General features: G+C 50.4%; 13 protein-coding genes. All 13 read right to left on the minus strand.

Annotation, left to right across the window (positions count from 1 at the left end; all coding sequences use genetic code 11):
* Positions 1-57: 57 nt before the first annotated feature.
* Positions 58-648, minus strand: coding sequence for a HupE/UreJ family protein (locus ACN0T0_RS05555; protein ID WP_417224074.1), 591 nt, complete (start codon positions 646-648; stop codon positions 58-60).
* A gap of 105 nt (positions 649-753) precedes the next feature.
* On the minus strand, positions 754-1,401 hold the full coding sequence (ureG, locus tag ACN0T0_RS05560; protein WP_417224500.1) for an urease accessory protein UreG: 648 nt from the start codon (positions 1,399-1,401) through the stop codon (positions 754-756).
* Between the two features lie 52 nt (positions 1,402-1,453).
* On the minus strand, positions 1,454-2,134 hold the full coding sequence (locus tag ACN0T0_RS05565) for an urease accessory protein UreF (RefSeq protein ID WP_417224076.1): 681 nt from the start codon (positions 2,132-2,134) through the stop codon (positions 1,454-1,456).
* Complete coding sequence (gene ureE, locus ACN0T0_RS05570; RefSeq protein ID WP_417224078.1) at positions 2,112-2,558, minus strand: urease accessory protein UreE; 447 nt, start codon at positions 2,556-2,558, stop codon at positions 2,112-2,114. Before ureE ends, ACN0T0_RS05565 begins: the two co-directional genes overlap by 23 nt.
* A gap of 43 nt (positions 2,559-2,601) precedes the next feature.
* The gene (gene ureC / locus ACN0T0_RS05575; protein WP_417224080.1) at positions 2,602-4,308 is read right to left on the minus strand and encodes an urease subunit alpha; all 1,707 of its coding nucleotides are present in this window, start codon (positions 4,306-4,308) and stop codon (positions 2,602-2,604) included.
* Entirely contained in the window at positions 4,305-4,631 is a 327-nt protein-coding gene (locus tag ACN0T0_RS05580) for an urease subunit beta (protein WP_320137152.1), read from the minus strand. Before ACN0T0_RS05580 ends, ureC begins: the two co-directional genes overlap by 4 nt.
* 12 nt (positions 4,632-4,643) lie before the next feature.
* Positions 4,644-4,946: an urease subunit gamma gene (locus ACN0T0_RS05585; protein ID WP_215953378.1), complete on the minus strand. Its 303-nt coding sequence runs from the start codon at positions 4,944-4,946 to the stop codon at positions 4,644-4,646.
* 53 nt (positions 4,947-4,999) lie between these two features.
* Complete coding sequence (locus tag ACN0T0_RS05590) at positions 5,000-5,902, minus strand: urease accessory protein UreD (RefSeq protein ID WP_417224082.1); 903 nt, start codon at positions 5,900-5,902, stop codon at positions 5,000-5,002.
* Between the two features lie 3 nt (positions 5,903-5,905).
* Entirely contained in the window at positions 5,906-6,601 is a 696-nt protein-coding gene (urtE, locus tag ACN0T0_RS05595) for an urea ABC transporter ATP-binding subunit UrtE (protein ID WP_417224083.1), read from the minus strand.
* A complete protein-coding gene (urtD, locus tag ACN0T0_RS05600; protein ID WP_417224085.1) occupies positions 6,598-7,431 on the minus strand; it encodes an urea ABC transporter ATP-binding protein UrtD in 834 nt (277 codons plus the stop codon). The genes urtE and urtD overlap by 4 nt, the downstream gene beginning before the upstream one ends.
* Positions 7,428-8,621: an urea ABC transporter permease subunit UrtC gene (gene urtC / locus ACN0T0_RS05605; RefSeq protein ID WP_417224087.1), complete on the minus strand. Its 1,194-nt coding sequence runs from the start codon at positions 8,619-8,621 to the stop codon at positions 7,428-7,430. The genes urtD and urtC overlap by 4 nt, the downstream gene beginning before the upstream one ends.
* Positions 8,618-10,213 (minus strand): urea ABC transporter permease subunit UrtB, encoded by a 1,596-nt coding sequence (gene urtB / locus ACN0T0_RS05610; protein ID WP_320137151.1) that lies wholly within the window; start codon positions 10,211-10,213, stop codon positions 8,618-8,620. Before urtB ends, urtC begins: the two co-directional genes overlap by 4 nt.
* 233 nt (positions 10,214-10,446) lie before the next feature.
* On the minus strand, positions 10,447-11,733 hold the full coding sequence (urtA, locus tag ACN0T0_RS05615; protein WP_417224089.1) for an urea ABC transporter substrate-binding protein: 1,287 nt from the start codon (positions 11,731-11,733) through the stop codon (positions 10,447-10,449).
* Between the last annotated feature and the right edge of the window lie 486 nt (positions 11,734-12,219).

Below are 12,219 nucleotides of genomic sequence, written 5' to 3' on the forward strand. Positions count from 1 at the left end.
ATGCATGCATCTTACAGTAAAAAGCTCCCCGCTAGGCGCGGGGAGTTTATCCACTAATCACAGTGCCGCTAACACACCAAAGGTCGCCATGCCGATACCCGCTAGCCGGGTCAACATTCCCATACGGTAGTGATCAGCCAGTTGCCCTAAACAAGTGCCCACAAATAACAATGCGGAGGTGCTGATAAGGAAGCCGGCAATATAAGCGAATGGGCTGGCAGCCAACGGCAATTCCGCACCATGTGCCAATCCATGAAACAGCGCAAAGCCTGCCGCGACGGAAATGCCGGTGGTTAATGAAAGACGCACAGCAAGGCTTAACAGAATACCACCTGCTATCACAGAGACTAAAATTCCCTGCTCGACTAACGGCACCGCAACGCCGGCCAGTCCCAGCAAGGTTCCACCCACCATTGTTAACAGAAATGCGCCGGCCATCGCCATACCGGCACGGTTGTGGCTCAGACGAGTGCGACCCGCCGCCAATAATCCAACCGCTAACATCACCAACAGATGATCAGCGCCAGACAAGGGGTGCAGCATCCCCTGTACAAAACCAGACACTTCATGGCCGGTATGCGCCATTGCTGACAGCGGTACTAGACCCGCAGCTAAGGTTAACAGACGTAACTGATTGCGTTTATTCATGATGTGATCCTTAAACTTTTTAGTAACAATTAAACATGCTAATAACAATCAAACTGGTTTATAACAACCAAGTTTTCTAACAATAATTAAACATTTCTAATGCAATCAAACAACGGCCTTAACCGGAGGTAAAGGCTTCAAATCCAGCATCCCTTCAGAGACGATAAACTCTATGATTTGTTGCAACCCTTCAGCTTTTTTAAGATTGGAGAACACAAAGGGACGCTCACCGCGCATCCGTTTCGCATCCACATCCATTACCTCTAGTGACGCACCTACCAGCGGTGCTAGATCCGTTTTGTTGATAATCAGCAGATCTGAACGAGTAATACCCGGGCCACCTTTACGGGGAATCTTATCACCGGCAGACACATCAATAACGTAGATCGTTAAATCCGACAGTTCTGGGCTAAAGGTTGCGCTGAGATTATCCCCACCGCTCTCAACAAACACCACATCGAGTTCACCATGGCGTGCGATCAGCTGGTCAATCGCCGCAAGGTTCATTGAGGCATCTTCTCTAATCGCCGTATGTGGACAACCACCGGTTTCAACACCGATAATCCGGTCCGCATCGAGCGCTTCATGTTCGGTCAAAAACTTAGCATCTTCCTGAGTATAAATATCGTTGGTCACCACGGCGATATCATAATGCTCACGCATCGCCGAACAGAGTGAACGTAACAATGCGGTTTTGCCCGAACCGACTGGGCCGCCAACCCCCACCCGCAAAGTTTGTTTTGGTGTCGCTATCTGTGTGCTCACTGTCACTCTCCTGAATATCACCACTCGCCCTGTGTTTCGATCAGGAACGAAATAATCTTGAATACTGTGTCTCATGGCCTGCACTGGCAATCGCCAATGCCTGTAGCCCATTACCTATACCATCATCGGCGATCAACGCCGCCTGACTCACCGCTTGAGGTAACAGCGGTTGTAACTCAACTAATAACTGCTGCGCCTGTGTCTGACCGAGTGGCACTAGCTTAGTGGCCGCCGCCACCTGATTTTCCAACCATGACCAAAGAAATCCTAAGGCGGTGGTTGGATAATCAATCTGCCAATTTTGCGCCGCCACACCAAACAGCACGACAAAGCTGACATCTTCTGCGGTGGGGAGTGGCTGGGGCTGACCGAGACTAACGAGTAAGCGGTTCATCGCCTCACCCATCGCGCTATCGGTCAACCGCAGTTCACGGGTTTCACGACATGCCAAAGCTAGATCATTACACCATTGCAAGCGTTGATAATCTTGCTGTTCAGTCGCCAGCATCGCCCGTTGTAACAGCGGCAGATCGGTTTGTGCCACCGAATAAAGCAACTGCTGTTCTAACCATTCAGACACCTGAACAGCATTGCGAATCCAACCACGTTCAATGGCGAATTCCAGCCCTTGTGAAAAAGCATAGCCACCCACCGGCAGGCTGACACTGCTTAGCTGCATCAGCCGTAACAACGAGGTATCAGTGGTGGTGATGGCCGCCATGACTATAGGCTCCCGATTCGGGTACAAATACCGCTTGTTGATGGGTCAATTTAAGTCCCAACAACACCAGCATCTCTTCCAATACATGATCGGGCTGCATCTTTAACCAGCGATCGCCCACCTGCAGTTTCACATGGCGGTTACCTAAGTGATAACAGGCCCGAGCGAAGGTATGCCAATCGTCACACTCCGCATAGGTGACCGCTTCGACTGCGCCTTCCACCTGAATATATTTACCGCAGCGGGTTTTTAAATATTCGCCCACCTGTAACGGCTTGCCCCGTTCCAAAAACAACCGAATCTCTTCGCCATTCTCACCGGTCAACTTCAGCCGACCACGATCACGTTGTTCTTGATTCAATATCACAGTGGTATACACCACACCATGACAGTGATCGCCTAAACGCTCATATACTTCAAGCATCCGATCTCCTTACTGCTAATTCGCTTAAAAACGGTCTTCATGATTAAAACAGGTTATATAGCTGGGCCAACGGCAGCACGTCGGCGGGTTCACAGGTGAGTAACTCACCATCCGCCCGCACCTCATAGGTCTGCGGATCAACGGTAATGGTCGGCATCCAGCTGTTGTGAATCATATCTTTCTTACCGATATTGCGGGTGTTACAACAGGCCACCAGCCGACGATTCAAGCCCAACTGCGTACCAATATCCCGCTCCAATGCAGCACCCGATACAAAAGTGACTGAGATTTTAGCCGGTGCCTGCCCATAGGATCCAAACATCGGCCGGTAATGTACCGGCTGAGGGGTTGGAATCGATGCATTAGGGTCGCCCATCGGCGCCGCGGCAATCATCCCCCCTTTAATAATCAACGAGGGTTTCACGCCAAAGAAAGCGGGCTTCCATAGCACCAGATCTGCGAGTTTACCCGGTTCAATAGAGCCGACTTCATGGGAAATACCGTGGGCAATCGCCGGATTAATGGTGTATTTAGCAATATAGCGGCGTGCCCGAAAGTTATCACAGCCCCGCTCCTCATCTTCAGGCAACAGACCAAACTGGGTTTTCATCTTATGAGCTGTTTGCCAAGTACGGGTCACGACCTCACCCACGCGTCCCATCGCCTGCGAGTCCGAGGAGATCATGCTAAACGCACCGCGATCATGGAAGAGATCTTCAGCGGCGATGGTTTCTTTCCGAATACGGGAATCGGCAAAGGCCACATCTTCGGGGATATTACTGTCCAAATGGTGACACACCATCAGCATATCGAGATGTTCATCGACGGTATTCCGGGTAAAGGGCCGAGTTGGGTTGGTCGATGACGGTAGCACATTGGGATACGCGCAGGCACGGATAATATCCGGTGCATGACCACCGCCCGCCCCTTCAGTGTGATAGGTGTGGATAACTCGGTCTTTAAAGGCCGCCAAGGTATCATCAACAAAGCCTGACTCGTTCAGGGTATCGGTATGAATCGCTACCTGAACATCATATTTATCGGCCACCGATAGGCAGTTATCGATCGAGGCCGGCGTAGTACCCCAATCTTCATGGAGCTTCAAACCACAGGCACCCGCTTCCAACTGATCTTCCAGTGGTTTTGGCAAACTACCATTACCCTTGCCAAGAAAACCAAAATTCATCGGCATCGAATCGGTTGCCTGTAACATTTTGCCGATATTCCACGGCCCCGGCGTACAGGTAGTCGCATTCGTGCCGGTCGCTGGGCCAGTACCGCCACCGAGCATAGTGGTAACACCGGACATCAATGCCTCATCGATCTGTTGAGGACAGATAAAATGGATATGGGCATCGATACCACCGGCGGTGAGAATACTACCTTCTCCGGCGATCACTTCGGTGCCTGGGCCAATCACAATATCGACGTTGTCCTGAGTGTCTGGATTACCCGCTTTACCGACTTTAAAAATACGGCCTTCACGGATACCGACATCGCCTTTCACAATGCCCCAGTGATCCAGTACCAGTGCGTTGGTGATCACGAGATCGACGCAGATATCATTACAAAACTGGCTCTGCCCCTGACCGTCGCGGATCACTTTACCGCCGCCAAACTTGACCTCATCACCATAGGTCGTGAAATCTTTCTCGACCTCTATCCACAGTTCGGTATCCCCGAGTCGTACCCGGTCACCGGTGGTAGGGCCAAACATCTGCGCATAAGCCGCCCGATCAATCTTAGTCATACGTCTGTCTCCTCGGCATCCAGCTTACCCATCACTTCACCACGAAAGCCATAGATCGTGCGGCTACCCGCATATTCGACGAGCTCGACATTGCGTCCCTGCCCCGGTTCAAAGCGTACCGCGGTGCCGGAGGCAATATTAAGACGAAAGCCTCGAGCCTTAGAGCGATCAAACTCCAACGCGGGGTTAACCTCAAAAAAATGATAGTGAGAGCCGATCTGCACCGGACGGTCACCGCGGTTTTCGACCCGCAGAGACACCGTTTTACGCCCCTCATTAAGCTGGATATCGCCTTTAACAGACTGAATTTCACCGGGAATCATCATATTCTCCTATCAGCAGATCGGGTTGTGTACGGTCACCAGTTTGGTGCCATCGGGAAAGGTCGCTTCCACTTGAACTTCATGAATCAGCTCCACCACGCCAGGCATCACCTGGTCAGCGGTCAGTAGCGTTTTGCCATACCCCATCAACTCGGCAACGGTTTTACCATCCCGTGCGCCTTCTATGATTTCCATGGTTAGATAAGCCATCGCTTCGGGGTAGTTTAATTTCAAGCCCCGGTTCAGACGCCGTTCGGCCAGCAATGCTGCGGTAAAGACCAGCAGCTTGTCTTTCTCTCTTGGAAGCAGTTCCATAATCTATCCTTTTTAACCTATCTCATTGATGGCGCAACTAACACCTCTTGCATTCAGGTTGCCCAGATACGGGGTTCACACGCCTCACGCCCGAGTAATAACGGCCTGATCACCTGCCAGCAATGAATAAACAGTTGCATCGCCTGATCGGTTTGCTGTCCCAAATAACGAACCGTTATAAACTCACCAGTCAAACTCACAGACGCTAACGCACCACAACCACTCACAACCTGACGTAACTTATCCACCAATGCACTTATTTGGGTATTTTCCGCCTGCATACCTGCCATTTCAAAAGGCCCAGCAACCATCAAACCATTCACAGGGTGCCCGCGCAGCCCTGCTGGGCCCTCTAATAGGGCACGATTATGATCGTCGATCTGTAGTCGCTCACGCAACAGAATTCGATCACCTCGATTAATCTGCAACGTTTGCGCCAAGTTACCGGTGCTAAACGGCTGATCACGGTTGGGCATACCTAAACTGGTGACCTCCCAGCCAATATAGTGGGCGTTGTCAGCCAGATTGACATGGGTATCTAGTCGCGTGCAGGCATCAGGGTAGAGGATCGTTTCCATCGGCAACCACTCGATCGAGCCGCCGGCACTCACATTGAGGGTATTGGTTTGATGTTGCAGGCTGCGATCAGGCCTAGCCCGATAAACCCGCCCCGCCCCCGGCGTGGTTAACAGTGCGTGACTGTCCGCGGTACACTCAACCCTGACCTGTAAACGATCACCGGAGACCATACCGCCCGGTGGATGGAGTAGATAAACCTGAGCCAGATCTGGCCCTTCGGGATAAAACGCTTTCTGCACATAGAGCGGCCCCTGATGTTCAGCCCGCTGTAGCACCGTGCCTCGGGCTGTGCGTGCAAACTGCAGAAATAGTTCGGCGTTCCAAGCAGAGGCGGAGCCTGGTGCTTCAATCTCGGTTATTGGTTGTGCCAAGGTCATCATCTACACCGCCAAATATTGACGGATTAACGCCTCGCTGAGGTTGTCCATCCGATCACTGGCGACCACCCGTCCCCGCTCCATGAGTCGAAACTCTTCACCTACGCGGCGGGCAAAGCCCAATTTTTGCTCAATAAGTATCACGGTCAAGCCCTCTTCTTGATTGAGCTTTAGAATAACATCGCCGATCTGTTTAACAATATTTGGTTGTATCCCTTCATTGGGTTCATCCAAAATAAGTACCTTGGGATCAATCACGAGTGCCCGACCAATAGCCAACTGTTGCTGCTGACCACCGGAAAGATCACCGCCGCGACGCTGCAACATCTCTTGCAACACCGGAAACAACTCAAAGATCTTATCCGGAATCTCTTTTGCACCATCTTTGCGCACTGGCAAACCGACCTTTAGGTTTTCCTCCACGGTCAGCAGTGGAAAGATATCCCGTCCTTGCGGTACATAACCGATCCCCGCCGGTGCTCGGTATTCCGCTTTTTTGCTTTGCAACGGCTCACCTTGCAATAAAATTTCACCGCTACTGACCGGTAACAACCCCATCAGACATTTCAACAGGGTCGTTTTACCCACGCCGTTACGACCCATAATGCAGGTGCACGAGCCCGCTTTAATCTCTAGGTTAAGATCCCAGAGTATCTGCGTGCCACCGTAAAACTGATTAACGTTCTTAATACTGATCATGGCGCTTCTCCCAGATACACTTCAATAACATCGGGATTATTCTGAATCTCATCCATACTACCCTCCGCCAGTACCGAGCCTTGATGTAACACCGTCACGGTGCGGGCGATACTGCGAACAAACTCCATATCATGTTCTACTACCACCACGGTGCGCTCACCAGCCAAGGAGGTTAACAGCTCGGCGGTGCGCTCACCTTCCTGCACTGTCATACCCGCCACCGGTTCATCCACCAGCAATAAGCGCGGATTAGCCATCAGCAGCATACCGATCTCCAACCACTGTTTCTGACCGTGAGATAGTGAGCCGGCCAACATCATCCGTTCACCTTTCAAGCCAATCGTTTCGAGTACCTGATCCATCTGGTCATACTCTTCACCGGTCAGGGTGGCCAGCAGAGTTGGGATCACCGATTTATTACTTTTCAGGGATAACTCAAGATTGTCCATCACCGTATGGGCTTCAAACACCGTCGGTTTCTGAAACTTACGGCCAATACCCAGTTGTGCGATCTCCGCCTCATCTTTTTCCAGCAAGTTAAGTGATTGACCAAAATACACCGTGCCGCTATCGCACTTGGTTTTGCCGGTAATCACATCCATTAGGGTGGTTTTACCGGCACCGTTAGCGCCGATCAAACAGCGCAGTTCACCATCATTGATATACAGGTTCAGGTCATTCAGGGCTTTAAAGCCATCAAAGCTCAGATTTAAGCCTTCGACATAGAGCAACACCTGATGGGAGATATCCACCGTGGTGGTATCGTCCTGTAAAAATGGCCAAACCTGATCTCGGCGCATCACTTCACGGGTGGTATCGAGTAAGCTCATGCGCGGCCCTCCTCTGGATTATGACTTGTCGGTGTTTCATTCGGCGGATTAACGGGTGTCGGCGCTGCAGGTTGCTCACCTTTAAACTGCGACCACAGCCCCATCAACCCTTTGGGTAGATAGAGCGTAACCAATACAAACATCGCCCCCAATGCAAACAACCAACCGTCTGGCATGATGGCGGTAAATTTCGTCTTGGCGTAGTTCACCAAAATCGCGCCGATGACCGCGCCAACCAAGGTGCCACGCCCACCAACCGCGACCCAAATAACGATCTCGATCGAGTTAATTGGGGAGAACTCACCGGGGTTGATAATACCCACCTGAGGAACATAGAGCGCCCCGGCGATACCAGCAATCATGGCGGAATAGACAAACAACCAGACTTTATAGTTTTCCGTACGATAGCCAATAAACCGAGCCCGGCTTTCACCATCACGGATCGCCACAACCACTTTACCGAAACGGGTCTGCATGATTTTTTTGCTCAGCACCAGCAAGCCCGATAACATCAGCGCGGTGATAATAAACAGCGTCACTCGGGTGTTATCCGATTGCAGATCAAAGCCGAGAATATCTTTAAAGTCGGTTAAGCCATTGTTGCCACCAAAACCCATCTCATTACGGAAGAAAGACAGCAACAGCGCATAGGTTAGCGCTTGGGTCATGATCGACAGATACACCCCGGTGACCCGAGAGCGAAACGCCAACCAACCAAACACATAGGCTAATAATCCAGGCACCAGCAATACCATCAGCATCGCCAACCAGAATTGATCCATCCCCTGCCAAAACCACGGCAGCTCATTCCAGCTAAGAAACACCATGAAGTCGGGCAGTTCCGGGTTGCCATAGACACCCCGATCTCCGATCTGACGCATCAAATACATCCCCATGGCATAGCCGCCTAAGGCGAAGAAAGCGCCGTGCCCCAAACTGAGGATGCCGCAGAAGCCCCAAATCACATCCACCGCCAGTGCCAACATGGCATAGCAGAGATATTTACCTAACAGTGTGATGGTGTAGGTGGAAACATAAAAGATAGAATCCTGCGGCAGCAACAGGTTACAGGCCGATGCCAGCACCGTGACTACCAGCAACAACACCACAAAGGGCGCCACCTTACTTTCGCCGTTAAGCCGGGCAAAGCCCTTGGCGTTGCCGAATACATGTTGCAACAAGGTACTCATTCTGCAGCCCTCCCTTTTTGTGGAAACAACCCTTTAGGCCGTTTCTGGATAAACAGAATGATAAACACCAACACCAGAATGCTGGCCAGTACGGCACCGGTAACCGGTTCCAAAAACTTGTTTGCGATCCCAAGGGTAAAGGCTGCCACCAGCGTGCCCCATAAATTACCTACTCCACCAAAGACCACCACCATAAAGGAGTCGATGATGTATGCCTGTCCAAGGTTTGGCCCCACATTAGTGAGCTGACTTAACGCCACACCAGCAATACCCGCAATACCCGAGCCGAGCCCGAAGGTCATCGCATCGACCCGGTCGGTGCGAATCCCCATTGCTTTTGCCATATTTCGGTTTTGCGACACCGCCCGAACATTCAGCCCTAGCGAGGTTTTCTTTAACACCAGCAGCAGCAACATAAACACCAGTAGCGCAAAAGCAATGATATATAAACGGTTGAGCGTAAGGCTGAGCAATGGATTAATCTCGATAGAACCACTCATCCACTCGGGCGTTGCCACCTGACGATTCAGCGGCGAGAACACGGTGCGCACTAACTGCTGTAAAATTAGGCTAATACCAAAGGTAGCTAGCAGGGTTTCTAAAGGACGACCGTGCAGATGACGAATCACTAAGCGTTCAAGCAGCACACCGGCAAGCCCGGACACTAAAAAGGCCAGCGGCACTGAGATCCACAGAGAATATTCAATCATCTCCGGCAGCAACAGCTGCACCACATAGGTGGTATAGGCGCCCAGCATAATCATCTCGCCGTGGGCCATATTGATCACGCCCATGACGCCAAAAGTGATCGCCAAACCGATCGCCGCCAGCAACAACACCGAACCGAGGCTCAGGCCAAAAAATAGCTGATTAATAAAGCCATACATTTCAGCTTGTTGAGCAATTTTATCCAAGCCTTTTTGCGCCGCTTTACGGACACTACGGGCCGGATCATTCGCCACCAACAGTGTTAACTGATTGCGCACTTCAGGCTCTAAACTACCTTGCAACGCATTCACACCTTTTAAACGTTCGGTGGCGTCTTCGGCATGTTTAACGCGATACAGTGCCAGCGCCACATCCATCACCGCCTGCACCGAACGGCTCTGCTCATCTAGCCTAGCAGTACGAATTAACTCAATGGTCGGCTTATCAAGATCAGAAAACAGTGAACGCACCGCCTCGACACGCACTTCTGGGTCGGTGTGATGCAGTTGCATCCGCGCAATAGATTCACGCAGATACCCCCGCAGTTTGTTATTCACCTTGATCTTCTTGACCTGTTTTTTACTCAGGTCATGTCGCGGTTCCGCCGAGAACAGGTCGCTATAGCGCGTCTCGCCCGCCTCTTTAGAGACCACGATCAGGCTGCGGTCCTCTTTCACATAGTACAGTTTACCGGCCAACATCGTCTTGAACAGAACCATCATATCGGCGCCGGTTGATGTTTCCAGTTGCTGCAAAACCGGTAACGCTTTGCTCAGTTTCACCTCGGTCAGTTGCATCAGTAGAGGCTGCTGAGCCGTGGATGGCGGCTCGGCCAGCGCACTGGTACTCACCAGCAAGCTAAACAAGAAGCCACCGATAGCCATTAAATATCTCACAGGCGTTCTCCGTTCACATTAAGGCGGATAAGCACTCACAGCGCTTGAGTCCGTTCTGACTTTTGCTCTTTAAAAGCGCTTATAAAAAAGGCTGTTAGCCCATATCAAAGGCAGCGCCATTCATCTAGGTCAGCTTTTTTTATAAGCTCTGTTGATTCACGCTTGAAAAAAAGCAGGCTTCTATCACGAAGCCTGCGGATGAAGATGTTAAGCGCTAAAGATTAATAGGTCTGACCTGAACAGGTCTTAGTGACAACATTGTAGTTACCGCAAGAGATCGGTGCGGTCCAATCAGCCATCAGATCTTTAGAACCCGGCAGAAAGTCAGACCAAGCATCACCGGCCACTAAGCCTTCGGTTTCCCAAACCACTTCAAGCTGACCATCTTCCTGAATCTCACCAATCAATACCGGCTTGCTCAGGTGATGGTTCTTATTCATATAAGCCATGCCACCGGTGAGGTTTTCCGTTTCCTGACCAATCATCGCTTGCTCAACTGAATCAACATCAGTTGTGCCGGCTTTCTCGACCGCTTGAGTCCACATTTTGAAACCGATATAAGTGGCTTCCATAGGATCGTTAGTCACACGTTTAGGATTACCCGTGAACGCTTTCCACTTAGCGATAAAGTCAGTATTGGCATCGCTTTCAACACTCTGGAAGTAATTCCATGCCGCTAGATGACCGACCAAAGGCTTGGTGTCTAGGCCGGATAGTTCTTCTTCACCCACCGAGAATGCAACCACGGGAATGTCTTCTGCCGAGATACCCTGGTTACCCAGCTCTTTGTAAAAGGGAATGTTTGCATCACCGTTGATAGTTGAAACCACCGCTGTTTTCTTACCTTCGCTACCGAATTTTTTAATATCGGAAACGATCGACTGCCAATCAGAATGACCAAAGGGTGTGTAGTTGATCATGATATCTTCTTCAGCCACACCATTGGCTTTCAGATAGGCTTCTAAGATTTTGTTGGTGGTACGTGGATAAACATAATCGGTACCTGCTAACACCCAACGCTCAACCCCAAGATCATCTTTTAGATAGTTAACCGCAGGAATGGCCTGTTGGTTTGGCGCCGCACCGGTATAAAATACATTTTTAGAGGATTCTTCACCTTCATACTGCACCGGGTAGAACATTAAACCGTTTAGTTCTTCTAATACCGGTAGAACCGATTTACGGGAAACCGATGTCCAGCTACCAAAAATGACGTCGACTTTCTCTTGGGTTAAAAGCTCACGGCCTTTCTCAGCAAACAGAGGCCAGTTAGAGGCAGGGTCAACCACCACCGCTTCCAATTTCTTACCCAGCAGACCGCCTTTCTTGTTCTGCTCTTCAACCATCATCAGAACCGTGTCTTTCAATGTCGTTTCACTGATCGCCATGGTGCCGGACAGCGAGTGCAACACACCCACTTTGATTGTATCCCCTGCCATCGCGCTGACACTCAATACCGTAGCACCCATCGATAAAGCAATACCCGTAACCAGATGTTTGATCTTCATATCCACTTCCCTTATTGAGGTTAAACTTCAATTCTTTTCCGGGTGGAACTAAAAGCCCCGGTCATTGATGAACGTCACACAATCATTATTAGGAAATACGCTGCACGGCGGTATGGGGTGATTAACGCACCCCTATACGTCAAATGACGTATAGGGGGTGAATTCATCGTTTGTGGATAGTTGCTCTTAGCTTCGCTTGTTAGAAAAAACAAAGCCAAGAGCTATAGGTAGGAAGTTGAAAATTAATGCGCTGAGGGCTTACACCACTAATCGAAATATCTTATTACGCGCATCCAAGTCTAAAGGTTTAATATTGTCTAAATTGACGTTTTGTTTCGCTTACCAAAGTTCAAAGTTGCCTTGCATACTGAGCCAACTTTCTGGAGTTCTCCCTGTTCCTTAGATAACCGTAGCGCCATTTCCGACGTAACAGCACTCTTACCTTTAACGACAGGGTTTAACGTCGATGCAGCAACACCAAGGTGA

Origin of the sequence: Amphritea sp., from assembly GCF_048266285.1 — a bacterium.
Lineage (GTDB): Bacteria > Pseudomonadota > Gammaproteobacteria > Pseudomonadales > Balneatricaceae > Amphritea.

Excerpts from the sequence above, each read along its gene's own strand:
- urtA (WP_417224089.1), bottom strand. The coding sequence starts at position 11,733 with ATGAAGATCAAACATCTGGTTACGGGTATTGCTTTATCGATGGGTGCT.
- urtD (WP_417224085.1), bottom strand. The coding sequence starts at position 7,431 with ATGAGCTTACTCGATACCACCCGTGAAGTGATGCGCCGAGATCAGGTT.
- ACN0T0_RS05565 (WP_417224076.1), bottom strand. The coding sequence starts at position 2,134 with ATGGCGGCCATCACCACCACTGATACCTCGTTGTTACGGCTGATGCAG.
- urtC (WP_417224087.1), bottom strand. The coding sequence starts at position 8,621 with ATGAGTACCTTGTTGCAACATGTATTCGGCAACGCCAAGGGCTTTGCC.
- ACN0T0_RS05585 (WP_215953378.1), bottom strand. The coding sequence starts at position 4,946 with ATGGAACTGCTTCCAAGAGAGAAAGACAAGCTGCTGGTCTTTACCGCA.
- ACN0T0_RS05555 (WP_417224074.1), bottom strand. The coding sequence starts at position 648 with ATGAATAAACGCAATCAGTTACGTCTGTTAACCTTAGCTGCGGGTCTA.
- ureE (WP_417224078.1), bottom strand. The coding sequence starts at position 2,558 with ATGCTTGAAGTATATGAGCGTTTAGGCGATCACTGTCATGGTGTGGTG.
- urtB (WP_320137151.1), bottom strand. The coding sequence starts at position 10,213 with ATGGCTATCGGTGGCTTCTTGTTTAGCTTGCTGGTGAGTACCAGTGCG.
- ACN0T0_RS05590 (WP_417224082.1), bottom strand. The coding sequence starts at position 5,902 with ATGACCTTGGCACAACCAATAACCGAGATTGAAGCACCAGGCTCCGCC.
- ACN0T0_RS05580 (WP_320137152.1), bottom strand. The coding sequence starts at position 4,631 with ATGATTCCCGGTGAAATTCAGTCTGTTAAAGGCGATATCCAGCTTAAT.
- ureC (WP_417224080.1), bottom strand. The coding sequence starts at position 4,308 with ATGACTAAGATTGATCGGGCGGCTTATGCGCAGATGTTTGGCCCTACC.
- urtE (WP_417224083.1), bottom strand. The coding sequence starts at position 6,601 with ATGATCAGTATTAAGAACGTTAATCAGTTTTACGGTGGCACGCAGATA.